The sequence below is a fragment of the Nocardioides luti genome (genome assembly GCF_014212315.1).
GTDB lineage: Bacteria > Actinomycetota > Actinomycetes > Propionibacteriales > Nocardioidaceae > Nocardioides > Nocardioides luti.
In genome coordinates this window covers 3,217,351-3,241,088 of sequence record NZ_JACKXE010000001.1, presented here as the reverse complement: position 1 = coordinate 3,241,088, position 23,738 = coordinate 3,217,351, and the positions used below count along the sequence as shown (strand labels likewise).

Genomic DNA, 23,738 nt, shown 5'->3' with positions numbered 1-23,738 from the left:
AAGTTTGTGGAAAGTCAGGTGGAGCGGGCGGCGGACCTCGCGGTCCGCCGGCCGCCCGTGGTCACCAGCGGTAGTGCGCGAAGGCCTTGTTGGACTCGGCCATCTTGTGGGTGTCCTCGCGCTTCTTCACCGCGGCACCGAGGCCGTTGGAGGCGTCGAGGATCTCGTTCATGAGGCGCTCGGCCATCGTCTTCTCGCGACGGTCCGAGGCGTAGCCCACGAGCCAGCGCAGCGCGAGCGTCGTGCTGCGGGTGCCCTTGACCTCGATCGGGACCTGGTAGGTCGCACCGCCGACGCGGCGGGACTTGACCTCGATGGCCGGCTTCACGTTGTCGAGCGCACGCTTCAGCGTGACGACCGGGTCGGTGCCGGTCTTGGCCTGGCAACCCTCGAGCGCGGTGTAGACGATGCGCTGGGCAACCTGCTTCTTGCCGTCCTGCAGCACCTTCGACACGAGCTGGGAGACCAGCTGTGACCCGAACACGGGGTCGATGTCGATCGGGCGCTTCGGAGCGGGACCCTTGCGCGGCATATCAGCTCTTCTCCTTCTTGGCACCGTAGAGGCTGCGAGCCTGCTTACGGTTCTTGACGCCCTGGGTGTCGAGCGTGCCGCGGATGATCTTGTAGCGAACACCGGGGAGGTCCTTCACGCGACCGCCGCGGACGAGCACGATCGAGTGCTCCTGGAGGTTGTGACCGACGCCCGGGATGTAGGCAGTGACCTCGACGCCGCTCGACAGGCGCACGCGGGCGACCTTGCGGAGGGCGGAGTTCGGCTTCTTCGGGGTGGTGGTGTAGACGCGGGTGCAGACACCGCGTCGCTGGGGCGAACCCTTGAGGGCAGGCGTCTTGTTCTTCGACACCTTGTCCTGGCGGCCCTTGCGGACCAGCTGGTTAATCGTGGGCACCGGGTGGTTCCCCTTCTTTTCTACTCGTCAGAACCCAGCGACTTGCCGGGCACGATGTGCTGCTCGTGCTCTGTGCCTGTGGTGTGCGCCCAGACCCGCTCACGACTCGATGGACAGTCGTGGATCAGTCGGAAACCTTCTGGGCACGCGCAACGGTCTGGTTGTCCCAGACACGAGGAACGAGATTACCGGGTCGCTCTACCCCGGTCAAAACGGTACGCAGGCCCCCCTGGAGCCTCGCGAACACGAGGACGGCGAGCAGGACGCCGACGATCGTCAGCGCTCCCCCGATGACCAAGGTGTACCGCGCACCGAGGTGCTCCCCGATCCAGCCGATGATCGGCGAGCCGAGGGGTGTCCCGCCCATCACGATGGTCATGTAGAGCGCCATCACACGGCCCCGCAGGGCCGGGTCGGACTCGAGCTGCATCGTGGCGTTGGCGGAGTTGAGCAGGGTCAGCGTGCAGAGCCCGATGACCGGGGCGAACAGCGCGAACGCGACGTACGACGGCAGCATCCCGGCGATGATCTCGGCGACGCCGAAGCCCAGGGCGGCGAAGACGAGCAGCCGCAGCCGGATCGTGACGCGGCGCGCGGAGAGCAGAGCGCCGGTGAGGGAGCCGACCGCCATCGCCGAGCCGAGGACGCCGAACTCGCCGGCGCCCTTGCCGAAGACCTCGGTGGCCATCAGCGCGGAGGTGATCTGGAAGTTCATGCCGAAGGTGCCGGCGAAGAACACCATGATCAGGATCAGCACCATCTTGGGCTGGCTGCGGACGTAGCGCACCCCCTCGATCAGCATCCCGGGCGTGCGGGGACGGATCTCGGTCGGGTGGAGCAGCGCGAGGTTCATGTGCTGGAGCTGCCAGATCACGGCGGCGTACGACGCGGCGTTGATGAGGATCACCCAGCCGGTGGCGTCGGCGCCGCCGCCGAGGGCGCCGATCATCAGGCCGGCGAGGGCCGGGCCGAGGATCCGGGCGACGTTGAACGCGGCGGAGTTGAGGCCGACGGCGTTGGTGAGCTCGTCCTGGTCGACCATCTCGGAGACGAACGACTGGCGGGCGGGTGCGTCGAAGGCCGAGCCGATGCCGAACGCGAACGCGATGACGTAGACGTGCCACGTCTCCACCACCCCGAGCACCGCCAGGAGGCCGAGCAGCAGCGAGGCGCCCGCCATCGTGGCCTGGGTGACCTGGAGCAGGCGGCGCTTGGGGAACCGGTCGGCGATGACCCCGGCGTACGGCGAGAGCAGCAGCACCGGCAGGAACTGCAGGCCGGTGGTGATGCCGAGGGCGGTGCCGCTGTTGCCCGGCAGCTGGAGGACCAGCCAGTCCTGCGCGACGCGCTGCATCCAGGTGCCGGTGTTCGACACGACGCTGCCGACGAGGTACCGCCGGTAGTTGGGGTTGCGGAGGGCGCGGAACGTGGGGCTCAAGCGGGAGATCAGTCCTTCTGGGCGAGTGCTTCGAGGATGGGGGCGGCCTGCCGCAGCACGGCGCGCTCCTCGGGGGTCAGGTCACGCAGGCGCAGCGCCAGCCAGGCGTCGCGGCGGGCGCGGTCGGCGAGCAGCGTGGTGCGGCCGCTGTCGGTGAGGGTCACGAGGACCTGGCGGCCGTCGGTGTCGTGGGGCTTGCGGGCGACGTACCCGCCGTCCTCGAGGCAGTTGACCGTGCGGGTCATGCTCGGGGGCTGGACGCGCTCGCGGGCGGCGAGCTCGCCGATGGAGAGGTCACCGGCGCGGTAGAGCGCCCCGAGGACCGCCATCGCGCCGAGGCTCAGCTCGTTGTCGGGGTGCCGCTCGGCCGCCAGCCGGCGACGCAGGCGCATCACGGACAGGCGGAGCTCCGAGGCCAGTCCGGCGTCGGTGCGGGCAACTCTCTCCACGGTGGGCATGTCGTTAGCATAACTCATTACCTACGCTAAGCATTCCCGCCGAGTCGGCGCATCTGCAGGTCGGAGAGGGCCCGAGTCGGCGCATCTGCCGACCCGAAATCGCGAAGTCGGCGTGAAGGTCCCCTTGGCGGGACCTCCACGCCGACTCGGCGGTGGGGTGGGCTCAGCTGAGCCAGGCGGTGAGCGGCGAGATCGCGAAGTACAGGACGAACAGGGCCGCGATGCCCCACATCAGCGGGTGGACGAGGCCGGCCTTGCCGCGGACGACCTTGATCAGGACGTAGGCGAGGAAGCCGGCGCCGATGCCGACCGAGATCGAGTAGGTGAACGGCATCAGCACGATCGTGAGGAACGCCGGGAGCGCGATCTCGAGGTCGTCCCAGTCGATGCCCTTGACCTGCTGCATCATCAGGAACCCGACGAGGACCAGTGCGGGGACGGCCGCCTCGTTCGGGATGATCTGGACGATCGGCGCGAACAGCGTGGCCAGCAGGAAGAGCAGGCCGGTCACGATGCTCGCCAGACCGGTGCGGGCACCCTCGGCGACACCCGACGCGGACTCGATGTACGACGTGTTGCTGGAGACCCCGGCGGCGCCACCGGCGGCGGCGGCGAGCGAGTCGACCACCAGGATGCGCCGGGTGTTGGGCGGGTTGCCCTCCTCGTCGAGCAGCCCGGCCTCGGCGCCGATCGCGGTCATCGTGCCCATCGTGTCGAAGAAGTCGGCCAGCAGCAGCGTGAAGACGAACAGCGCGACGGTGACGACCCCGGCGTTCTGCCACGAGCCGAGCAGGTCGAAGTTGCCGATCAGCCCGAAGTCGGGCTTGTCGACGATGTCGCTCGGCCAGGCCGGGACGTTGAGGTTCCAGCCCTTGGGGTTGACCCGCTCGGGCGTGAAGGCGGGACCGACCTTCGCGACCTTCTCGACGACGATCGCGAGCAGGGTCGTCAGGACGATCGAGATCAGGATGGCGCCGCGCACGCCCATGACGAACAGGCCGATCACCAGGACCAGGCCGACGACGAACACGAGGACCGGCCAGCCCTGCAGCTTGCCGCCGATGCCGAGCTCGACCGGGACGCTGCCGGCCGCGGTGCGGCGTACGAACCCGGAGTCCACGAGGCCGATCAGGGCGATGAAGAGGCCGATGCCGACCGAGATGGCGATCTTGAGCTGGGCGGGCACGGCGTGGAAGACCGCCTCGCGGAACCCGGTGAGCACCAGGACCAGGATGATCAGGCCCTCCAGGACCACCAGGCCCATCGCGTCGGCCCAGGTCATCTGGCTGGCGATCGAGAAGGTCACGAAGGCGTTCAGCCCGAGACCCGTCGCGAGCGCGAGGGGGTAGTTGGCCACCACGCCCATCAGGATCGTCAGGACGCCGGCCGCGAGCGCGGTGGCGGCGGCGATCGCGGCGAAGTTGCCGTCGGCGAGGAACTTGCCGTCCATGTCCTGCCCCTGGAGCAGGATGATCGGGTTCAGCACGATGATGTAGGCCATCGTGAGGAACGTGACGACGCCGCCCCGCACCTCCCGGCCCACGGTCGAGCCGCGCTCGGAGATCTTGAAGTAGCCGTCGAGACCGCCCGCTGGGCGCCTGGTGCCGGCGTTCGCGCCGGTCTTGCTGTCGTTGCTCACGGCGGGATTCTGGCACGGGTCGCGTTTCGTGCGGGTTACCGCTGGAGGGGGTGGGACGAGCGACTACGGTGAGCCTCGTGGAGCTCCGCGACGACCAGCCGATGCAGCACGAGATCGGCAACCGCACGTTCATCGTCGCGGACGTCGAGCCGCTCGACGTCGACGGCGTCCGGACGGTCGAGGTCGGCGTCGGCCTGTGGCTGCTCGCCTTCGTCGCGCTGCTGCCGTTCTACGGCCGTCTCGAGGACGCCGGCCGGCTGTGGTGGCTGTGGACCTGCCTGGCGGGCTTCGGCCTGGGGCTCTTCGGCCTGGAGTACTGCCGGCGCCGCCGCAAGGCCCGCGCCGAGCTCGTCGAGTCCCCCGACGGCGACCTCCGCACCGACGCATGACCGACGTCCCCCCGGTCACCCGCTGGGCGTCCGGCGGCCGGCGCAACGACGGGTACGGCCGGAAGTTCGCCGAGCTCGTCGACGACGGCGCCGACGTGGACGGCGAGGCCCGGCTGGCCGACGCCCTGCTCCCCCGCGGCGCCCGGGTCCTCGACGCCGGGGCCGGGATGGGCCGCGTGGGCGCCGCCCTGGCCGCCCGCGGGCACCGGGTCGTCGCCGCCGAGCCGGACGCCGCGCTCGTCGCGCAGGCGCGGCGCACCTATCCCGACCTCGAGGTCGTCGAGAGCGACATCCTCGGCCTCTCCGCCGACCTCCTGGCCGGTCGCGGCCTGCCCCCGACGTACGACCTGGTCGTGTGCGTGGGCAACGTGATGATCTACCTCGCCGAGGCCACCGAGCGGGACGTGCTGGCCCGGCTGCGCGGCCTGCTCGCCCCCGGCGGCCGCGTGCTCGTCGGCTTCCACCCCGTGGGTGGGCCCACGACGAGCCGGACCTATCCGCCCGCGGAGTTCGCGGCGGACGCCGAGGCGTCGGGGCTGCGGGTGGACCTGCGGGCCGGGAGCTACCAGCTGCACCCCGCGGACGAGGGGTACGCCGTGTGGGTGCTGTCGCGCGCCGACGACGGGCCGGTCCCGACGTCGTTCGGGCACCCGACGGTGCTCACGCCGGACCCGTAGGACGTCGTCGAAGGACCTAGAAGGACTCGAGCTGGTCGCCGCTCAGCGTGTCGACGACGTGCTCGGGCAGCGGCTGGGGCTCGTGCTTCTTGGCGAGCTGCACCTCGGAGTGGGCGCCGCAGCCGTGGTCGAGCGAGACGACGCGACCGTCGTCGTTGGCGTCACCGTTGGCGCAGACGCCGAACGTGTCCGACAGCGAGCCGTTGAGCCGCAGCAGGAAGCCGCACGAGTAGCAGCTGTCCGGCGCGGACTGCGCGATCGCCGCGGTCGGCCCCTGATCGCCGTCGTACCACCGCTGGGCCGCGAGGTCGTGGCCCTCCGGCGACAGCGTCCGGACCCGGCCGAGGCCGAGGTCCTTGGCGACGGTGCGGATCTGCGCCTGCGCGTCGGTGTCCAGCGGGTCGTCACCGAAGGAGTACGTCGGCACCAGGCGCGGGTCGTCGTCCTCGACCGGCAGCAGGTCGCCGGGCGAGAGGTCGCCGGGCTGGATCCGCTCGCGGTAGGGCACCCAGGCCGGCGCCACGATCGCCTCGTCGCCAGGGATCAGCACGATCTCGTCGACCGTCACGGTCTTCTGGCGCGACGCACGCGCCACGGTGACCGACCAGCGCCACCCGACGTACCCGGGACGCGTGCACGCGAAGAGGTGCGTCACGAGGCGCTCGCCCTCGACCAGGTGGCCCAGGTGCTCGCCCACGTCGGCGGCGTCGACCTCCTCGACGAGCGCGGTACGGGCCAGGTCCACCGCTGCGACGGCAGCGGTGTCGGGCTTGAGGCGCACGGAGGTGATCACGCACGGAATCATGACCCATCGGCCCCCGTCGTGTCAGGTCGGGTCCGGCGGCAGCCGGAAGAATCAGCCGTCGGGGCGGTTCGTGCGCAGACCGGGAGTCGTCGCACCGGTCCCCGGCGCCGGCGGCTCCCCGCACGCGCGGTCGCTGGGCTGCGCCCAGGAACCGCCCGCGCTTCCGCTGCACTGACTGTCCCGGTGAGGGCGGGCGGTGTGGGAGGGCTTGCTTTTAGGCTCCCCGCGCGTGCGGGGAGCCGCCGTCACCGGGGCCCGCTGGCGCCCGCGCCCGCGTCAGACGGTGCGGGTGGGTGGGGGTCTGGGGGCGGGTGTGACCGCAGGGTCGGAGTGACCGCAGCGGAATCATCCATCTCTTCACGCCGTGATCGACCACGGACGCGCTCCACGCGCCGGGGGTGGCGCGGCGAGGGGTGCCCGGGGAGCGTGAAAGCTAGCCCTCCCACACCGCCCGCCCTTCAACGGAACGAATCAGTGCAGCGGGGTGCGGGCGGTTCCTGGGCGACGCAAGCGACCGGGCACCCCTCGCAGCGCCGCCCCCGGCACCGAGGAGCAGCCGCCCACCGGGAGCCCCCGCCCGCGCCGCCCCGCGGCGCCGGCCACGGGATGCCATGACCCACGGCGCAGCCGTGTCCCGCACCCCACCCGTCGGCGGCACCGGGCAGGATGGGGGCATGACCGCGCCCCACCCCGACTCGTCCTCCGGGGACCAGCGCTGGCGGGACCCCCACCCCCACCCCGAGCAGGGGTCGGGCGGGTCCGGCGCGAGCAAGGCAGACCGGGCCCGCGCCGTCGGGCGGGGGCTCGGGGCCGGGGCGCGGGGGGCCGCCCGCGGGGTCCGCGGGGTGGCCCGGGTGACCGGGCGGGCCGGCGGGTACACCGTCCGCCAGGCCCGGCGCGCCGCGCGCGCCGAGGGGGCCGGCGACTCGGGGCTGTCCCGGCTGATCGAGATGCACGCCTTCAACACCGCGGGCGACGCGGCGGTGGCGATCTCGCTGGCCGGCACGCTGTTCTTCCAGGTCCCGACCGGCGAGGCGCGGGGCCAGGTGGCGCTGTTCCTCGGCCTGACGATGCTGCCGTTCGCGATCGTGGCGCCGCTGATCGGGCCGTTCCTCGACCGGTTCAGCCACGGGCGGCGCTGGGCGATCGGCGCGACGATGGCGCTGCGGGCGTTCCTGTGCTGGGTGCTGGCCTCGGCGGTGGTGACCGGCTCGACGGTGCTCTTCCCGGCGGCGCTGGGCGTGCTCGTCGCGTCCAAGGCGTACGGCGTCACGCGGGCCGCCGCGGTGCCCCGGCTCGTGCCGAAGTCGTTCACCCTGGTCAAGGCCAATGCCCGCATCTCGCTGGCCGGCATCGTCGGGGCCGGGGTCTCGGCGCCGCTGGCCGGGCTGGCCTCGACCTTCGGCGCGCAGTGGTCGCTGCGCTACGCGTTCGTGCTGTTCGTCATCGCGACCGTCCTGGCGATCCTGCTCCCGGCGAAGGTCGACTCCAGCCAGGGTGAGATCACCCTGGCGCTCGGCCCCGGGCCGACCGGGACGGCCGAGATGCCGCTCGGCGACGCGCCAGGCGGCCGTCGAGGTGGCCGCGGGCGGGCCGCCCGGGCCCAGGTGCCGCCGGCGGTGGCGTTCGCGCTGCGCGCCAACGCGGGGCCGCGGTTCCTGTCCGGCTTCCTCATCATGTTCATGGCGTTCCTGCTGCGCGAGAACCCGATCGGCGACTGGCGCACCGAGGTGCTGCTCGGGATCGTCCTGGGCGGCGCCGGGCTCGGCAACGCCCTGGGCATCGCGATCGGCTCCACCCTGCGCCAGGTCAACTCGCCGCTGCTCGTCGTGGTCGCCCTCGCGGCAGACGCCGGGATCGTGCTGGTGTCCGCGCTGTTCTACGGCGTCGTCACGCTCGGGCTGCTGGGCCTGACGGCCGGGCTGGCACAGGCCCTGGCCAAGCTCGCGCTCGACGCCACGATCCAGCGCGACGTGCCCGAGCGGGTGCAGTCGAGCGCCTTCGCGCGCTCGGACACCACGCTGCAGCTCGCGTGGGTGATCGGCGGCTTCGTCGGCATCGCGATGCCACTGCTCCCCCGGCTGGGCCTGGGGGTTGCGTGCGCCGTGCTGGCCGCCTGGCTGGCGTTCGTGCTCGTCAGCCGGCCGGGGCAGGACCGACCCGTGCGGGTGCCCGGCCGCTGACGTCCGTCAGAGCTCGAGCTCGTCGGCGAGCGCGCGGAGCAGCTTCGCGGTCGGCTTGGCCGTGCGGGAGTCGGGGTGGCGGCCGTGGCGGTAGCCCTCGCCGACGTCGTCGAGCAGGCGGATCAGGTCCTCGACGATCGAGACCATCTCCTCGGGCTTCTTGCGCCGGGCGTGCGACTGGCCGCGCGCGACGGACGCGGGCGCCTCGAGGACGCGGACCTGCAGCGCCTGGTCGCCGCGGCGGCCCTGCGCGATGCCGAACTCGACCCGGGTCCCGGCCTTGACCGTGGTGACGCCCTCGGGGAGCGCCTCGGAGCGGACGTACACGTCCGGGCCGTCCTCCTGCGACAGGAAGCCGAAGCCCTTCTCGGCGTCGTACCACTTCACCTTGCCAGTGGGCACGGTCTGACCTCTCCCTGAAACGCGACGTCGCGACCCGGTGCCGCAGCGACGGCACAGCATATGTGGCGCCACCACACCCGGACCACCGGGTTCCCGCCGGGCCGCGCGGGCGCGCGGCTCAGCGCAGGGCGTCGTTGAGCGAGCCCGAGCGGAAGCCGCGGGGGTCCAGCTCGACGGTGTCGAAACCGGCACGCCGAACGACGTCCAGGAGCTGCTCCGCGAGCGCGCTGCCCGGGGCGAGCGGCCCGGCCAGCAGGGCGGCGTCCAGCTCGACGGAGCCGCGCTCCCCCAGGTCGCGGACGCGGAGGTCGCGCACGGCGACGCCGGCCTCGGCGAGCAGCGTGCGGACCGCCGCCTCGGCGCGCTCGACGCGGGCCAGGCGGTGCGGGGTGACCTCGATGCCGTAGGCGACCCGCGAGGACAGGCAGGCCGCGGCGGGCTTGTCCCAGGTGGGCAGGCCCCAGCGGCGCGACGCCTCCCGGACCTGGGCCTTGCTCAGCCCGGCGTCCGCGAGCGGCGTGACCGCACCGCGCTCGGCGGCCGCCCGGATCCCGGGGCGGAAGCCGGCCACGGTGTCGTCGGCGTTGGTGCCGGTGGCGACGTGGGCGTAGCCGTGCTCGGCGGCGAGCGGGGTCAGCACGTCGATCAGCTCGGCCTTGCAGAAGAAGCAGCGGTCCCCGGCGTTCGCGCGGTAGCCCTCGCGCTCCATCTCGTGGGTCCGCGGGGTCAGCACCGGGACGCCCAGCGACTCCGCGAAGGAGCGGGCCGGGTCGCGCTCGGCCTGGGGCAGCGAGTCGGAGTAGCCGGTCGCGGCGGCGACGCGGTCCGGGCCAAGCGCGCGGACGGCGGCGGCCAGCAGCAGGGCGCTGTCGGCGCCGCCGCTGTAGGCGACGAGCAGCGAGCCGCGCTCGCGCAGGTCGGCCTCGAGCGCCGCGAGCCGCAGGTCGAGCAGGTGCTCGTCGAGCCAGGCGGGGAAGTCGGTGAGGTCGTCGAGGACGACGTGGGTGCCGGCGGCCTCCAGCTCCTCGCGGGTGCACCCGCCGGTCAGGACCGACACGCTCGTGACGCCGGCGGCGAGCGCGCCCTCGACGTCGTGGACGTGGTCGCCGACGTAGACCGACGCCCCCTCGCGGAGCAGCGCCTCGGCCTTGCCGACGCCCCAGACCCAGCCCTCGACGTGGTCGATGTCGAGGTCGAGGTGCTCGACGTGGAGGCGGGCGTTGGCGGGGTACTTCCCGGTGACCAGCAGCGTGCGCCCGCGGTGGCGGCGTACGGCGGCCAGCGCGTCGTGCGCGCCCGGGAAGGCGGGGACCGAGGTGATCGCGTGGTCCGGGTAGAGCGCCCGGAAGCGGTCCCCCGCCGGGCCGATCTCGGCCTCGGGGAGGTGGTCGGCGAGCAGGAGGTCGAGGGGCGGACCGAGCTTCGCCGTCATCTCCTCGACGGGGAAGTCGACCCCGAGCTCGGCCCCCAGCACCCGGAGCACGTCGCGGAAGCCGGGCGCCGTGTCGATCAGCGTCATGTCGAGGTCGAAGCCCACCACCAGCGGGGCGGTGGGGAGGGCGTCGGACATGCTCCAAGGGTAGGCGTGGGACCACGAGCTGGTCGCATCGGCTGTCGCGCAGTTGCGCCGTGCGACAGAATGGACATTTCGACATCAGAGGGACAGGTGGGGACCGTGACCAGGCAGGCCGCCGCGGACCGCGCGCCGGGCAGCGTCGTACGACGCTCGCTCGTCGGCGCGACGCTCGCCGCTGCCCTGGCGACCACCGCCCTCGTGCCGCTCGCGGGATCCGCCAGCGCCAGCCACGGTGTGGCGGCGTCCGGCCGACCCGGCGCGACCTCGGCCGCGTCCGCCGTCGACACCGACGCGCTCTACCTGGTCACGCTGACGGGTCCGGGTGTGGCCGGCTACCGCGGCATGCTGCCGGCACCCGTGCAGCGGCTGGCGCTGCGACGCCAGCAGGACGCCGTCCTGGCGAAGGTCGGATCCCCCGTCCCGGTCTACCGCTGGACGACCGCGCTCAACGGCTTCGCCGTCCGGCTCGACCGCACGCAGGCGGCCGACCTCGCCGCGCTGCCGCAGGTCGAGCTCGTCGAGGAGAACGCCGTACGCCACCTCACCGGCGCCCCGGCGACCGCCGCACCGCAGGCGCCGACGGCTCCCGGACGCGGGGGTGCCAGCGTGGTCATCGGCGTCGTCGACTCCGGCATCTCGCCCGAGAGCCCGCTGTTCGCGAGCGTCTCCGGGCTCGGTCGTGCGCCGCGCGGCTTCTCCGGCCAGTGCGCGGGCGGCGAGGACTGGCCGGACACCACGTGCAACGACAAGGTGCTGGCGGCACGGTGGTACGTCGACGGCTTCGGCTCCGACCGCGTGCGCACGACCGCGTCCCTCTCCGCCCGCGACGACGACGGCCACGGCACCCAGATGGCCTCGATCGCCGCCGGCAACCCGGGCGTCTCGGTGCGGGTCAACGAGCAGCGGCTCGGCAGCTACGCCGGGGCCGCGCCCCAGGCCCGGCTCGCCGTCTACAAGGCCTGCTGGACCGCGCCCGACCCGGCCGACGACGGCTGCGCGACCGCCGACCTCGTCACCGCGATCGACCAGGCGACCACCGACGGGGTCGACGTCCTCAACCTCTCCGTCGACGGCCCCGCCACCTTCGACACCGTCGAGCGCGCCCTGCTCGGCGCCGCCGAGGACGACGTGGTCGTCGTCGCGGCGGCGGGCAACGACCCGCGGCACTCGTTCGCCGCGCACCCCGGTCCGTGGGTCACCACGGTCGGGGGCACGACCGGTGCCGTACGCCGCGGGCAGGTCCGCGTCGCCGGCGGCGGGCCGACGCTGCCCGGCGCGATGGCGTCGACGCGCGGCACCGGCGCCGACCCCGTCCGCGTGGTGCTCGGCTCCGCCGTGGCCGCCCCGGACGCCACCCGCGAGCAGGCCCGCACCTGCCAGCCCGGCAGCCTCGACGCGTCCCGCGTCGCGGGCACGATCGTGCTGTGCGACCGCGGCGTCATCGGCCGCGTCGACAAGTCGGCCGCCGTCGAGCAGGCCGACGGCGTCGGCATGGTCCTGGCCAACGTCGGGGCCGGCGCCCTGGCCGCCGACTTCCACAGCGTCCCCACCGTGCACGTGAACCGCACCGACGCACGCGCCCTGCGCTCCTGGCTCGCCGGCCACCCCGGCGCCCGCGCCACGCTGCACCCGCTGGGCGTCGCGCGCATCCCCACCCGTGTCGCCCGCGACACGGCGGCGGGCGACCCCACGGGCCCGGTGCTCAAGCCCGACGTCGCCGCCCCTGCGGTCGGGGTGCTCGGCGCCGTACCCCCCGCCGTGCGCAGCACCCGCTGGGACTTCGTCTCCGGCACGTCGGCCGCGACCGCGCACACCGCCGGCCTCGCCGCGGTGCTGCGGGGCGAGCACCGCCGCTGGTCCGCGTCCGTCGTCCGCTCCGCCCTCGCCACCAGCGCCGTCCCGGTCGCGGGAGGCTCGGCCCTCACCGCCGGAGCCGGCCGGGTCCGCGCCTCCGCGGCCGCGACCCCCGGCCTCGCGTTCGAGGTCGATCCGCTCGACTACCGCCGCTGGCTCGAGGGCGACCGCACCACCCTGAACACCCCGTCGGTGCTGCTCGCCGGTGCCGAGTCGAGCACCCGCCGCACGGTGACGAACGTCGGCCGGCGAGCGATGTACTTCTCCTCCTCCGCCCGCGGCTTCACCCGCCACCGCGTCACGGTCACCCCCGCCGCCGTCCGCCTCGCCCCCGGCGAGAGCGCGACCTTCACGATCCGCGTGACCCGGCCCGCCGGCCCCCTGCCGCTCGACGACGGCACCGTCCGCTGGCTCGGCGCCAACGGCACGCTCGTGAGCATCCCGGTGCTGATCAGCCGCTGAGCGCGGACGCATCCGCGGAGTCGACCGACCTCTCTGGCATCTGCTTCATCACGGGATGCAGGTGAGGTCGCACTTCCCACGGCGAGTTCACCGTGGGAAGCGACGGTTCGCCTGCATCCCGTGATGAAGCGACGAGCAGGCGGCCCCGCCTCACAGCCCCAGCTGCTCGGCGGTCTCCTCCCGCATCTGCACCTTGCGGATCTTGCCGGTGACCGTCATGGGGAACTCCTCGACGACCATGACGTAGCGCGGGATCTTGTAGTGCGCGAGCTTGCCGGTGGCGTACGCGCGGACGGCGTCGGCGTCGAGCGGGGTGGCGCCCGAGCGCATCCGGACCCAGGCGCACAGCTCCTCGCCGTACTTCTCGTCGGGGACGCCGATCACCTGGACGTCCTCGATGTCGGGGTGCTGGTAGAGGAACTCCTCGATCTCGCGCGGGTAGATGTTCTCCCCGCCACGGATCACCATGTCCTTGATCCGGCCGACGATGTTGCAGTAGCCGTCGGGGCGCATCTCGGCGAGGTCGCCGGTGTGCATCCAGCCGTCCTCGTCGATCGCCTCGCGGGTCTTCTCGTCGTCGTCCCAGTAGCCGAGCATCACCGAGTAGCCCCGGGTGCAGAGCTCGCCGGGCTCGCCGCGCGGGACGGTCTCGCCGCTGACCGGGTCGACCACCTTGACCTCGACGTGCGGGTGCACGCGGCCGATCGAGGCGGTACGCCGGTCGAGGTCGTCGTCGGCGCGCGTCTGGCAGCTCACCGGGGAGGTCTCGGTCATGCCGTAGGCGATGGAGACCTCCGCCATGTGCATGTCGCTGATGCAGCGCTTCATCACCTCGACCGGGCAGATCGAGCCCGCCATGATGCCGGTGCGCAGCGACGAGAGGTCGTGCTCGGCGAAGGTCGGGTGGTTCTGCATCGCGATGAACATCGTGGGGACGCCGTACACGCCCGTGCACCGCTCGGCCTCGATCGTGCGCAGCGTGATCTCGGGGTCGAACCCGGGCGCCGGGATGACCATCGTCGCGCCGTGGGAGGTGCAGCCGAGGTTCGCCATCACCATCCCGAAGCAGTGGTAGAACGGCACCGGGATGCAGAGCCGGTCCTGCTCGGTGAAGTTGATCAGCTCGGTCGTGACGTAGCCGTTGTTCAGGATGTTGCGGTGGCTGAGCGTGGCGCCCTTGGGCCGGCCGGTGGTGCCGGAGGTGTACTGGATGTTGATCGGGTCGTGCGGCTCCAGCGTCGCCATCCGCTCGGCGAGCGCCGCGGCGGGCACCGACTCCCCCTCCGCCACGAGGGCGGCCCAGTCGTCGGTGTCGAGGTACACCGTGCGCTCCAGCGCGGGGCACTCCCCCGCGACCTGCTCGACCATCTCGCGGTAGTTGCTGGTCTTGAACGACGTCGCCGCCAGCAGCAGCCGCATCCCGCTCTGGTTCACGGCGTAGGCGAACTCGTGGGTGCGGTACGACGGGTTCACGTTGACCAGGACGAGCCCGGCCTTGGCGGTGGCGTACTGCGCGATGGTCCACTCGGCGCAGTTCGGCGCCCACACGCCGACCCGGTCGCCCTTCTCGAGCCGCGCCGCGATCAGGCCGCGGGCCACCGCGTCGACGTCGCGGTCCAGCTCGGCCCAGGTCCAGCGCCGGCCCGACGCCACCTCGACCAGCGCCTCCCGGTCCGGGTGGGCCGCGGCCGTGCGGGCGAAGTTGACCCCGATCGTCTCCTCGAGGAGCGCCGGCTCGAGCTCACCGGCGGCGTAGGACTCGTTCTCGTCAGCCATGGCTCGACAACCTACGCCGGTCCGGCTGGTCACCGGTTGGTCACCGGCGCACGGCGCCGGGCGCGCGTGACCCGACGCCGGTCGCGTCGTTGACCCTCCGGGTCACGGCGACCCGCTCCGTCCCGGAAGGACCCACGATGACTCGGCTCCCGTTCTCCTCCCCGCGGCTCCTCGCGCTCGCCGCGACCGCGGTCCTCGTCGCCGGCGCCACCGGCGCCGGCACCGCGCAGGCGTCCGTGACCACCGCCCGCGGCGGCCACCACGCCGTCACCGCGGCCGCGGTCACCGCCCCGGCGCCCGGCTTCACGTCGTACGCCGCCCCGTCGACGTTCAACGATGCCGACAACGCCGGCGAGCCGTCCATCGGCGACGACTGGCGGACCGGGACGACGATGTACCAGTCGAGCCTGTCGACCTACTCCGTCACCTGGGACGACACCACCAGCCCGGCGACGCCGCACTGGTCGGACGTCTCCGCGAACGCCACCAACGGGTGCCCGCAGGGCTCGACCATCAGCCTCGACCCGATCCTCTTCACCGACCACGCGACCGGGCGCACCTTCGAGTCGCAGCTCTCCGGCGTGGACTCGCTGACCTGCTGGACCGACGACGACGGCGCGACGTGGCACCCGAGCACCGGTGGCGGCATCCCCAGCGGCGTCGACCACCAGACCATCGGCGGCGGCCCCTACTCCGCGGGCGGGGTCGGCGGCCTGCCGCTCGGCTACGACGACGCGGTCTACTACTGCTCGCAGGACATCGCGGCCGCCTTCTGCGCGGTCTCCCGCGACGGCGGGACGACCTTCGGCGCCGGCGTCCCGACGTACAGCCTCCTCGACTGCGGCGGCCTGCACGGCCACGTGAAGGTCGCCCCCGACGGCACGGCCTACCTGCCCAACAAGGGCTGCGGCAACGAGCAGGCCGTGGTCAGCTCCACCGACAACGGCACGACCTGGACCGTCAACACCGTCCCGGGCACGACGCCCGGCGACTCCGACCCGAGCGTGGGCGTCGGCTCGGGCGGCACCGTCTACTTCGGGTACGTCGACGGCAGCGGCACCCCCGGCGTCGCGGTCAGCCACGACCGGGGCCGCACCTGGACCGACCGCCAGACGGTCGGCAAGGGCTTCGGCATCAAGAACGCCGTCTTCCCGACGATGGTCGCCGGCGACGACGACCGCGCCTCGTTCGCCTACCTCGGCACGCCGACCGGCGGCGACTACCAGGACAACGCGAACTTCCACGGCGAGTGGCACCTGTACGTCGACACCACCTACGACGGCGGCAAGACCTGGGTGACCTCGGACGCGACGCCGGGCGACCCCGTCCAGGTCGGCTCGATCTGCACCGGCGGCACGACGTGCGGCGACGACCGCAACCTGCTCGACTTCATCGACGTCACGACCGACTCGCACGGCCGCGTGCTGGTCGGCTTCGCCGACGGCTGCATCAACGCCTGCGTCAGCGACCCGCAGCACCGGGGCCGCGACGCCTACGCCACGATCGCCCGCCAGAGCAGCGGTCTCCCGCTGCTCTCGGCGTACGACGCCGGCTGACCCTGCACCGTCCGGTCCTGCGTGCCGCCGCTCAGGCGGTACGCAGAACCTGGTGCTGCACGCCGTTGCTGAAGGTCCTGCTGGAGACCAGCGACAGCTTCACCTTGTCCTCGGCGTCGTCGGGGAAGAGCCGCCGACCGCTGCCGAGCACCACCGGGAAGACCGTCAGCCGCAGCTCGTCGAGGAGCCCCGCCTTGAGCAGCGACTGGGTCAGGGCCAGGCTGCCCTGGACGAGGATCGGGCCGCCCTCGCTCTGCTTCAGCGCCGCGACGTCGTCGAGCGAGGCGAGCACGGTGGTGTCGTGCCAGGTCGGGTCGGTGACGGTGCTGGAGACGACGTACTTCGGCATCGCGTTGAACTTCGCGAAGTAGTCCATCGTCGGCCACACGGCCGAGAACGCGTCGTAGGTCCGGCCGCCCATCAGCATCGCGGTGGCCTCCTCCTGCTCGCCGCCCTTGGCCTCGTAGAGCGCCGGGTCCTGCTCGATGTCGAAGGTCCAGCCGGAGTGCCGGTAGCCGGGCTCGCCGCCGGGCGCCTCGGCGACGCCGTCGAGGGAGACGAAGTGGGTGCTGATCAGGGTGCGCATCGGGGTTCCTCTCGTGGGGTGCTGTCGTCCTCTCCACGAACGGGGTGGGGCGGGTACGACAGGTCGCGCTGACTAATTCTTCACGGGGGCTCGCAGGGCGCGCAGGAGGCCCGGCCGGAGCCCGGCGTGGGCCAGCACCAGGTCGTCGAGGTCGTCCGGGCCGAACCAGCCCAGGTCGTCGTGCTCGTCGGGCGCCGCGTTGACCGGCTCCCCGTCCCAGCGCCTGACGACGAAGGCCTGCAGCGCGAGGGCGGGGTCGTCCATCCGCACCGCGAGCGGGACGGGGTCGTGCACGTCCACCCCGAGCTCCTCGCGGCACTCGCGGACGACCGCCTCGCGGGCGCTCTCCCCGGCCTCGACGTGCCCGCCGACCAGGTCCCAGCAGTCCGGGTAGGCCGCGCGTGCGGGGTGGCGGTGGACCAGCAGCACCCGGCCGTCACGGACCAGCGCGGCGACGGCGATCGGGATCCGGTCGCCCACGGGACCGGCGCTCACCGGGCCTCGGCCAGGCGCGCCAGGGCCGCCAGCGCGACCGGCGCGTCCTGGGTGACCATCGGGCCGACGTCCTCGGCACCCGGGCCCTCGACCGTGGTGCGGACGAGCAGCCGGGCGCCGTCCGGGTGCGCGGCCACCTGGTGATCGATCCGGATCACCAGGTCGCCCAGCGTGAGCCGGTCGAGGTAGCGGGCCCCCGGCTCGACGACCTCGAGCACGAACGCCGCCTCGATCCCGCCGGCGAGCAGCATCGTGCCCCCCGCCCCTTCGGCGAAGTGCCCCTCGAGCGCCACCTGCTGCACCGCCGGGTCCCACGCGTGCCAGCTGCCGACGTCGCTCCACAGCGCCCAGACGTCGGCCGGGCTCGCCGCGGTGGTCAGGGACTCCTCGTGCGTGAAGGTCATGCCACGGCAACCTACGCCAGGAGGTACGCCGTCGCGGCCGCCGCTGCGGCGACCACCGCCGCCACGGCCCGGCCGCGGTCGGCCCACGTCAGCCGCGCCTCCACCCGGGCATCGCGCCCGCGCCCGAGCCGGCCGTGCGCCGGGGCGGCGACACCCGCGGTGAGCCCGCCGGCGACGGCGCTGGCGGCCAGGGCCACCCAGGCGGCCGGCGGGCGCGGCCCGGTCACGAGCACCGTCACGCAGGCGGCCAGCAGGGCGCCGTACACGACCACGACGAGCGGGGTGATCCCACGGGAGTGCGCGGCGTGCCGCGCGGACCACGCGCCCGCGTCGGGGGTGGGCCGCAGGAGCGCGGGGTAGACGAGCGTCGAGACGGTCAGCTGGAAGCCCGCGTGCAGCCAGGTCGCCGCCACCAGCACCGCGAGGACCGTCACGCGGTCATCGTGCCAGCCGTACGACGGCGCCGACCCGCCGCCTCCACGGGGGACGAGGCGACGGGTCGGCGGACCGGGGGCGCCGTGCGGGCGCCGTCAGGGGGGTCAGCGCCGCGCGGCGTCCACCTCGGTGGGGTCCGCGAGGACCCGGTCGTGGCGCAGCGAGCTCGCGCGGGTCTCCTTGGCGAACAGCACGGCCACGATCGTGATCACCGAGGCGATCGCGACGTAGATGCCGACCGCGGTGGTGTTGCCGTCGCCCACGTCGCCGAGCAGCTTCAGCGCGATGATCGGGGCCATGGCGCCGGCGAAGATCGAGGCGAGCTGGTAGCCGACCGACGCGCCGGTGCAGCGGACCGACGTGCCGAACAGCTCGGAGAAGAACGCCGCCTGCGGGGCGTACATGAACGAGTGCAGGATCAGCCCCACCACGACACCGAAGAGGATCTTGTCGGGGTCCTGGGTGTCGAGCAGGTGGAAGAAGACGAAGGTCCAGATACCGACGCCGACGGCACCGAGCAGGTAGAGCGGACGGCGGCCGACCTTGTCCGACAGCGCACCGATGGCCGGGACGACCACGAACTGGATCGCCGCGCCGATGAGCAGCGCGCGCAGGATGACCGGCTTGTCGACGCTGATGTAGGTCGTGACGTAGGTGATCGAGATGACCGTGAAGATGTAGTAGCTGATGTTCTCGGCCATCCGCATGCCCATCGCGACGAAGACCTCGCGGGGGTACTGCTTGACGACCTCGATGATCGGCAGTCCGCGCTGCGTGGTCTCCATCTCCTGCTTCGCCTCGGCGAAGACCGGGGACTCCTCGATCGAGAGGCGCACCCACATGCCGACCGCGACGAGCACGGCGCTCAGCAGGAACGGGATCCGCCAGCCCCAGTCGAGGAAGGCGGCGTCGGACTGCACGGCCGCGAGGACCCACAGCACACCGGTCGCGAGCAGGTTGCCCAGCGCGACGCCGGCCTGCGGCCACGAGGCCCAGAAACCGCGCCAGCCGTCGCTGCCGTGCTCGGAGACCATGAGGACCGCGCCGCCCCACTCGCCGCCGACCGCGAAGCCCTGGAGCAGGCGGCAGAAGACCAGCAGGACCGGGGCCGCGACGCCGATGGTGGCGTACGTCGGCAGCAGGCCGATCGCGAAGGTGCCGATCCCCATCATGAGCAGCGAGGCCACGAGCATCTTCTTGCGGCCGACCTTGTCGCCGAAGTGGCCGAAGACCACGCCGCCGATCGGGCGGGCCACGAAGCCCAGCGCGTAGGTCATGAAGGCGTACAGCGTGCCGGTGGTGCCACCGATCTCGCCGAAGAAGACCTCGCCGAAGACGAGGGCCGCGGCGGAGCCGAACAGGAAGAAGTCGTACCACTCGGTGGCGGTGCCGATCAGGCTGGCGAAGACGACCTTGCCGATCGACTTGCGCCCGGGGTCGGCACCCTGGGTGGGGGTGGGGACGGCGTGCGTGGTCATGGAGCGGTTCCTTTCAGGGGCGGGGCGTGGTGCCCGGGGGCAGGCGGGGGCCTGCGACGTGGTGCCGGGGGGCATGGCGGCGTGGCGGCGCGCGGTCGTGCCGGCCGGCGACGGGTCGGCGCGGTGCGCCGGGGACGGGCGGCGGGTCGGGCGGGTCAGGCGGCGGTCCAGCCACCGTCCATGAGGAACGACGAGCCGGTGACCGACGCGGCGAACGGGCCGCAGAGGTAGCCGACCATCTCGGCGACCTCCTCGGGCTCGACGAGGCGCTTGACCGGGGTGCGGGCGAGCAGCACGTCGTCGACGACGTCCTCCTCGGCGATCCCGTGGCTCTTCGCCTGGTCGGCGATCTGGCCCTCGACCAGCGGGGTGCGGACGTAGCCGGGGCACACGGTGTTGCTGGTGACGCCCTTGTCGGCGGCCTCGAGCGCGATCACCTTGGACAGGCCCTCGAGCCCGTGCTTGGCACTGACGTAGGCGACCTTGTACGGCGAGGCGCGGTGGCCGTGCACGCTGGAGACGTGGACGATCCGGCCCCACCCGCGCTCGTACATGCCCGGCAGGAAGCGGCGGGCGAGCAGGAACGGCGCCTCGAGCATCAGCTGCTGGATCAGGCGGAACGTCGCGGGGTCGAAGTCCTCGATCGGCGCGACGTGCTGGATCCCGGCGTTGTTGACGAGGATGTCGGCCTCGAGGTCGAGGGCGTCGATGGCGGCGCCGTCAGTGAGGTCGATCGCCCGGAAGTCGCCGCCGATCCGGGCCGCGACGCGGGCGGCCCCGTCCTCGTCGCGGTCCAGGACCGTGACGTGGGCCCCCAGGCCGGCCAGCCGCGTGGCGACGGCCGCGCCGATGCCACTCGCGCCGCCGGTGACGAGGGCGCGGCGTGCGGACAGGGGTGTGACGGGCGTCTCGGGCATGGTGACCACGCTAGGCGCCGCACCGTCGCGGGGCCCATGTGTCGCCCCACCACCACTTCGGGCGTTGCGTGTGGCCGGCGGCTACCCGTCCGCCGTGGTGCGCCGGAGCCGGTGCACGCGGAGCGCGAGCTGCAGGTCGAGCCCGTGCGCCGGGTCCCGCCAGCCGGCACCGAGCAGCTCGCCCACGCGGTCGAGGCGCTGGACGACGGTGTTCGGGTGCACGTGCAGCCGCTCGCCGGTGTCCTTGACCCGCCCGCCGGTGGCGAACCACGCCTCGAGCGTCTCGACCAGGCTGGTCCCGCGCTGCTGGTCGTAGGCGACGACCGGGCCGAGGGTGGCCTCGACGTACTCCCCCAGCTCCTCGGGCCCGTTCTCGCCCAGCAGCAGCCGCGTCAGGCCCAGCCCCGCCGGGTCGCTGACGTCGCCGCGGCGACCGAGCGTGACCAGCGAGTCCAGGCAGCGGCGGGCCTCGGCGTACGCCGGGGCGAGCTCGTCCCCGGCCCGGGCCACCCCGACCGTGCCGACCCCGCCGAGCGCCTGGACGGCGTCGCGCAGCCGCTCCCCGACGCCGAGCGCGTCCTCACCGGGCACCAGCAGCACCACGGCGCCGCGGTGCTCGCCGGCCAGGCCGCGCAGGCCGCCCGCGATCCGCGCCGCAGCGCGCACGGCCGCGTGCCGCTCGACGCCGTCGGCGGTCGCGACGGCCACGGAGAGCGGCGGGTCCAGCACCACGTCCTGGCGCCGGGCGCGCTCGCGCAGCAGCAGGTCGGGCGCGGCGCCGTCGAGCAGGTCGTGGAGGAGCTCGCCGCCCAGCCGCTCCTCGGTCTGGGCCACGGTGCGGGCGAACAGCAGCACCAGCGCCGTGACCAGGGCTCCGCGCTCGAGGGTCCGCCGCTCGGCCCGGGGCATCGCGGCGCCGCGGCCGTGCAGCACGAGCGTGGCGACGTGCTCGGTGCCGGCGAGCGCGACCGCGACGTACGACCCGTCGGCCTCGACCGAGCGGCCCGACGCGACCGCCTCCGCGACCGCGGACTCCCAGCCGTCGTCCGCGGCGGTGCCGGCGACGAGCTCGCCGGCCGGGTCGTGGATCGCGACCGCGCCGTCGAGCACCTCGGAGAGCACCCGGGCGACCTCGTCGGGGCCGCCGCCCTGCAGCAGGAGGTCGGTGAGCCGGTCGTGGGCGACGGCCGCGCTCTCGACGGCGGTGGCGTGCTCGGTCATCGTGCGGTGCGCGGCGTCGAGCTCGGCGAAGAGGCGGGCGTTCTCGAGCGCGACCGCGGCGTGCGCCGCGAAGGACGTCAGCAGGCTGACCTCGGAGGGCGGGAACGGCCGGACCGTGCGGTGCACCGCGAGCAGGGTGCCGATCACCCGGCCGTCCAGGACCAGCGGGACGCCCAGGATGGCCCGGATCCGCTCCCCCGCCACGGCGTCGTCGATGACCTCGCTGTGCACGAAGCGCTCGTCGGACTGGTAGTCCTCGGTGAAGTACGGCGCCCCCGACTGCGCCACCAGCCCGAGCAGCCCGGTGCCGAGCGGCAGCCGGAGCGTGCGGAACTCCTGGGTGAGGGCACCGTCGGTGACCTTCATGTACGACGCGCCGTCGCCGTCCTCGTTGAGCGACAGGTAGGTCATGTCGGCGTTGAGCAGCTGCCGGGCGCGGCGGGTGATCGCGGCCAGGATCGCGTCGACGTCACGGATCGCGGTGAGGTCGCTCGCGGTGTCGTAGAGCGCCGACAGCTCCGCCTCGCGGGCCCGCTGCCGCGCGATCAGCTCGCGGAGCCGCAGCGCGACGTCGTACTGGCGGCGCAGCTCGGCGAGCTCGTCGGGCCCGGCGCCCGCCCGGCCGGCCTCGGCCACGACCTCGTCGAAGGACGCGCGCGGCTCCTCGTCGTAGAGGAGGTCGAGGAACGAGGCGGCCACGGTCGCCGGCCCGCTCAACCCTCGCGCGTGACGGTCATGGTCCGGTCGCCGAAGCGGATCTGGTCACCGTCGAGCAGGGTGGCCGGCTTGCCGCCGACGAGCTCGCGGGTGACGCCCTGGCGGATCAGGATCGAGCCGTTGGTCGAGCCGCGGTCCATCACCACGAGCACCCCGTCGGAGGCGACCTGGAACTGCGCGTGGGTCTTGGAGAGCGACATGTCGGTCGAGCGCAGGGGCACCAGGTGGCGCACCGGCTCGCCCTGCCGGGCCTCGGGACGACGCCCGACCAGCGCCAGGCCCTCGACGAGGAACGACTCGCCGGAGTCGAAGTCGACGCGCCAGCGCGCCATCGCCGGGCCGCCGCTGCGGATCACGGTGCGCTCGGCCGTCGAGGGGCCCTGGCCCGCGTGGCGACCGGGGGCCGGGGTGGACGGCGGGCTCACCAGGGGCGGGCCGAGGTTCTGCCGCGGGGTGGCCGGCGGGCTCACGAGGGGCGGGCCGAGCTGCTGGCGCGGGGCCGCAGCCGACTCCTCGGCGGCCGGGGCCGGGGCGGCGGCGGCCGCGGGAGCTGCCGCGGGGGCTGCCGGGGTGGAGGCGGGCGCGACGGTGGGCGGCGGGGTGGTCGGGGCGCCCGCGGGCGGCGGGGACCAGGGCGCGGCCGGTGCCGCGGCAGCGGGGGCGGCCGGGGCCGGCTGCTCCGGGGTGGCCGACGTGGCGCCGGCGAGCGGGGCTCCGGCGGCGGCGGGCGGTCCGCTGGGCCGGGGCGCGGAGGGGGCCGGGCGGGGCGAGCGGGCCGGCGTGGAGACGGGGGCGGCGACCGGGGCGGGCACGAGGCGCATCGCGGTGAGGTTCACGATGTGGCGCGGCGCGGAGGCGACCTGCTCCTCCTCGACGGGGGCCGGGCGGACGTCGACGACGATCGTGTGGCTGACCTGGTCGTGCCAGCCGCGGCGCTGGCCGGCACGGTCCATCACCGCGGTCCAGGCGAGCGTCGCCACGCCGAGCCCGAAGGTCGGCAGCGCCGAGACCCCGAGGATCAGCGAGCGGAGCATCGCCGGCCCGATGCCGATCGGCGTGCCGGTGCCGTGGTGGACGACCCGGAGGCCGACGGCGGCCTTGCCGGGCGAGAGGCCGTACTGGCCGAGCAGCACCGAGAAGGCCAGCCCGACGAGCAGCACGGCCGCGACGATCACCGCGACGCCGGCCCAGACCTGGTCGCGGTCGATGAGGAAGTGGTACGCCGCGAGGGCGGCGATCAGGTCCAGCGACCAGGCCAGGAGCCGGTCCAGCGTGAAGGCGTAGAAGCGACGGTCCAGCTCCGCTGCCGGGAAGGTCGGCGCCTCGGGGGACGGGTACTCGCTCATCGGTGGGGCTCTCCGG

22 protein-coding genes are annotated in these 23,738 nt (G+C 73.7%); 5 read left to right on the top strand and 17 right to left on the bottom strand.

The features are described from left to right. Window positions 1-61: 61 nt before the first annotated feature. The 5 genes from rpsG to H5V45_RS15330 form a co-directional block, all read right to left on the bottom strand. Complete coding sequence (gene rpsG / locus H5V45_RS15350; protein ID WP_185253728.1) at window positions 62-532, bottom strand: 30S ribosomal protein S7; 471 nt, start codon at window positions 530-532, stop codon at window positions 62-64. 1 nt (window position 533) lies between these two features. Beyond that, window positions 534-908: a 30S ribosomal protein S12 gene (gene rpsL / locus H5V45_RS15345; protein WP_134738134.1), complete on the bottom strand. Its 375-nt coding sequence runs from the start codon at window positions 906-908 to the stop codon at window positions 534-536. 124 nt (window positions 909-1,032) lie between these two features. Further along, complete coding sequence (locus H5V45_RS15340; protein ID WP_185253727.1) at window positions 1,033-2,346, bottom strand: MFS transporter; 1,314 nt, start codon at window positions 2,344-2,346, stop codon at window positions 1,033-1,035. 8 nt (window positions 2,347-2,354) lie between these two features. After that, window positions 2,355-2,804 carry a MarR family transcriptional regulator gene (locus tag H5V45_RS15335; RefSeq protein WP_246415912.1) on the bottom strand — a complete coding sequence of 150 codons (450 nt, stop codon included), beginning with the start codon at window positions 2,802-2,804 and terminating at the stop codon, window positions 2,355-2,357. Between the two features lie 163 nt (window positions 2,805-2,967). Continuing rightward, window positions 2,968-4,443, bottom strand: coding sequence for a solute carrier family 23 protein (locus H5V45_RS15330; protein ID WP_185253725.1), 1,476 nt, complete (start codon window positions 4,441-4,443; stop codon window positions 2,968-2,970). A 68-nt stretch (window positions 4,444-4,511) separates the two neighbouring features. On the opposite strand from H5V45_RS15330, the gene H5V45_RS15325 reads away from it, so the two are divergent. Further along, a complete protein-coding gene (locus H5V45_RS15325; protein ID WP_343061584.1) occupies window positions 4,512-4,832 on the top strand; it encodes a DUF2530 domain-containing protein in 321 nt (106 codons plus the stop codon). Further along, window positions 4,829-5,509 carry a class I SAM-dependent methyltransferase gene (locus tag H5V45_RS15320; protein WP_185253724.1) on the top strand — a complete coding sequence of 227 codons (681 nt, stop codon included), beginning with the start codon at window positions 4,829-4,831 and terminating at the stop codon, window positions 5,507-5,509. Before H5V45_RS15325 ends, H5V45_RS15320 begins: the two co-directional genes overlap by 4 nt. A 16-nt stretch (window positions 5,510-5,525) precedes the next feature. Here H5V45_RS15320 and H5V45_RS15315 read toward each other — a convergent pair whose 3' ends face one another. Further along, the gene (locus H5V45_RS15315; protein ID WP_185253723.1) at window positions 5,526-6,314 is read right to left on the bottom strand and encodes a DUF3027 domain-containing protein; all 789 of its coding nucleotides are present in this window, start codon (window positions 6,312-6,314) and stop codon (window positions 5,526-5,528) included. A 674-nt stretch (window positions 6,315-6,988) separates the two neighbouring features. On the opposite strand from H5V45_RS15315, the gene H5V45_RS15310 reads away from it, so the two are divergent. Then, on the top strand, window positions 6,989-8,497 hold the full coding sequence (locus tag H5V45_RS15310; protein ID WP_185253722.1) for an MFS transporter: 1,509 nt from the start codon (window positions 6,989-6,991) through the stop codon (window positions 8,495-8,497). 6 nt (window positions 8,498-8,503) lie between these two features. Here the strand turns inward: H5V45_RS15310 and H5V45_RS15305 are convergent, their stop codons facing one another. Together H5V45_RS15305 and larE are read right to left on the bottom strand one after the other, a co-directional pair. Beyond that, window positions 8,504-8,899: a cold shock domain-containing protein gene (locus tag H5V45_RS15305; RefSeq protein WP_185253721.1), complete on the bottom strand. Its 396-nt coding sequence runs from the start codon at window positions 8,897-8,899 to the stop codon at window positions 8,504-8,506. A gap of 118 nt (window positions 8,900-9,017) precedes the next feature. Continuing rightward, on the bottom strand, window positions 9,018-10,469 hold the full coding sequence (gene larE / locus H5V45_RS15300) for an ATP-dependent sacrificial sulfur transferase LarE (protein ID WP_221634023.1): 1,452 nt from the start codon (window positions 10,467-10,469) through the stop codon (window positions 9,018-9,020). 105 nt (window positions 10,470-10,574) lie between these two features. On the opposite strand from larE, the gene H5V45_RS15295 reads away from it, so the two are divergent. After that, a complete protein-coding gene (locus H5V45_RS15295) occupies window positions 10,575-12,791 on the top strand; it encodes a S8 family serine peptidase (RefSeq protein ID WP_185253720.1) in 2,217 nt (738 codons plus the stop codon). A 150-nt stretch (window positions 12,792-12,941) separates the two neighbouring features. On the opposite strand, the gene H5V45_RS15290 is transcribed toward H5V45_RS15295, so the two are convergent. Continuing rightward, entirely contained in the window at window positions 12,942-14,567 is a 1,626-nt protein-coding gene (locus H5V45_RS15290) for an AMP-binding protein (protein ID WP_185253719.1), read from the bottom strand. A 137-nt stretch (window positions 14,568-14,704) separates the two neighbouring features. Here H5V45_RS15290 and H5V45_RS15285 point away from each other — a divergent pair, with 137 nt between their 5' ends. Continuing rightward, window positions 14,705-16,123 carry a sialidase family protein gene (locus tag H5V45_RS15285; RefSeq protein WP_185253718.1) on the top strand — a complete coding sequence of 473 codons (1,419 nt, stop codon included), beginning with the start codon at window positions 14,705-14,707 and terminating at the stop codon, window positions 16,121-16,123. Window positions 16,124-16,154: 31 nt separating this feature from the next. Here H5V45_RS15285 and H5V45_RS15280 read toward each other — a convergent pair whose 3' ends face one another. The 8 genes from H5V45_RS15280 to H5V45_RS15245 form a co-directional block, all read right to left on the bottom strand. After that, on the bottom strand, window positions 16,155-16,709 hold the full coding sequence (locus H5V45_RS15280) for a dihydrofolate reductase family protein (protein WP_185253717.1): 555 nt from the start codon (window positions 16,707-16,709) through the stop codon (window positions 16,155-16,157). 72 nt (window positions 16,710-16,781) lie between these two features. After that, complete coding sequence (locus H5V45_RS15275) at window positions 16,782-17,204, bottom strand: NUDIX hydrolase (RefSeq protein ID WP_343061582.1); 423 nt, start codon at window positions 17,202-17,204, stop codon at window positions 16,782-16,784. Continuing rightward, window positions 17,201-17,608, bottom strand: a complete 408-nt coding sequence (locus H5V45_RS15270; RefSeq protein WP_185253716.1) for an SRPBCC family protein — start codon at window positions 17,606-17,608, stop codon at window positions 17,201-17,203. Before H5V45_RS15270 ends, H5V45_RS15275 begins: the two co-directional genes overlap by 4 nt. Window positions 17,609-17,619: 11 nt before the next feature. Further along, a complete protein-coding gene (locus H5V45_RS15265; protein WP_185253715.1) occupies window positions 17,620-18,042 on the bottom strand; it encodes a hypothetical protein in 423 nt (140 codons plus the stop codon). Window positions 18,043-18,147: 105 nt separating this feature from the next. Next, a complete protein-coding gene (locus tag H5V45_RS15260; protein WP_185253714.1) occupies window positions 18,148-19,521 on the bottom strand; it encodes an MFS transporter in 1,374 nt (457 codons plus the stop codon). A 155-nt stretch (window positions 19,522-19,676) separates the two neighbouring features. Next, complete coding sequence (locus H5V45_RS15255; RefSeq protein WP_185253713.1) at window positions 19,677-20,438, bottom strand: 3-hydroxybutyrate dehydrogenase; 762 nt, start codon at window positions 20,436-20,438, stop codon at window positions 19,677-19,679. Window positions 20,439-20,519: 81 nt separating this feature from the next. Continuing rightward, window positions 20,520-22,376, bottom strand: a complete 1,857-nt coding sequence (locus H5V45_RS15250; RefSeq protein ID WP_221634022.1) for a helix-turn-helix domain-containing protein — start codon at window positions 22,374-22,376, stop codon at window positions 20,520-20,522. Beyond that, window positions 22,373-23,722: an RDD family protein gene (locus tag H5V45_RS15245; RefSeq protein WP_185253712.1), complete on the bottom strand. Its 1,350-nt coding sequence runs from the start codon at window positions 23,720-23,722 to the stop codon at window positions 22,373-22,375. The genes H5V45_RS15250 and H5V45_RS15245 overlap by 4 nt, the downstream gene beginning before the upstream one ends. Window positions 23,723-23,738: the final 16 nt, after the last annotated feature.

What these genes read in the sequence shown, in the direction of transcription:
- H5V45_RS15285 (WP_185253718.1), top strand. Translation starts at nt 14,705, where the DNA reads ATGACTCGGCTCCCGTTCTCCTCCCCGCGGCTCCTCGCGCTCGCCGCG.
- rpsG (WP_185253728.1), bottom strand. Translation starts at nt 532, where the DNA reads ATGCCGCGCAAGGGTCCCGCTCCGAAGCGCCCGATCGACATCGACCCC.
- H5V45_RS15320 (WP_185253724.1), top strand. Translation starts at nt 4,829, where the DNA reads ATGACCGACGTCCCCCCGGTCACCCGCTGGGCGTCCGGCGGCCGGCGC.
- larE (WP_221634023.1), bottom strand. Translation starts at nt 10,469, where the DNA reads ATGTCCGACGCCCTCCCCACCGCCCCGCTGGTGGTGGGCTTCGACCTC.
- H5V45_RS15255 (WP_185253713.1), bottom strand. Translation starts at nt 20,438, where the DNA reads ATGCCCGAGACGCCCGTCACACCCCTGTCCGCACGCCGCGCCCTCGTC.
- H5V45_RS15335 (WP_246415912.1), bottom strand. Translation starts at nt 2,804, where the DNA reads ATGCCCACCGTGGAGAGAGTTGCCCGCACCGACGCCGGACTGGCCTCG.
- H5V45_RS15315 (WP_185253723.1), bottom strand. Translation starts at nt 6,314, where the DNA reads ATGATTCCGTGCGTGATCACCTCCGTGCGCCTCAAGCCCGACACCGCT.
- H5V45_RS15310 (WP_185253722.1), top strand. Translation starts at nt 6,989, where the DNA reads ATGACCGCGCCCCACCCCGACTCGTCCTCCGGGGACCAGCGCTGGCGG.
- H5V45_RS15260 (WP_185253714.1), bottom strand. Translation starts at nt 19,521, where the DNA reads ATGACCACGCACGCCGTCCCCACCCCCACCCAGGGTGCCGACCCCGGG.
- H5V45_RS15270 (WP_185253716.1), bottom strand. Translation starts at nt 17,608, where the DNA reads ATGACCTTCACGCACGAGGAGTCCCTGACCACCGCGGCGAGCCCGGCC.
- H5V45_RS15280 (WP_185253717.1), bottom strand. Translation starts at nt 16,709, where the DNA reads ATGCGCACCCTGATCAGCACCCACTTCGTCTCCCTCGACGGCGTCGCC.
- H5V45_RS15245 (WP_185253712.1), bottom strand. Translation starts at nt 23,722, where the DNA reads ATGAGCGAGTACCCGTCCCCCGAGGCGCCGACCTTCCCGGCAGCGGAG.
- H5V45_RS15290 (WP_185253719.1), bottom strand. Translation starts at nt 14,567, where the DNA reads ATGGCTGACGAGAACGAGTCCTACGCCGCCGGTGAGCTCGAGCCGGCG.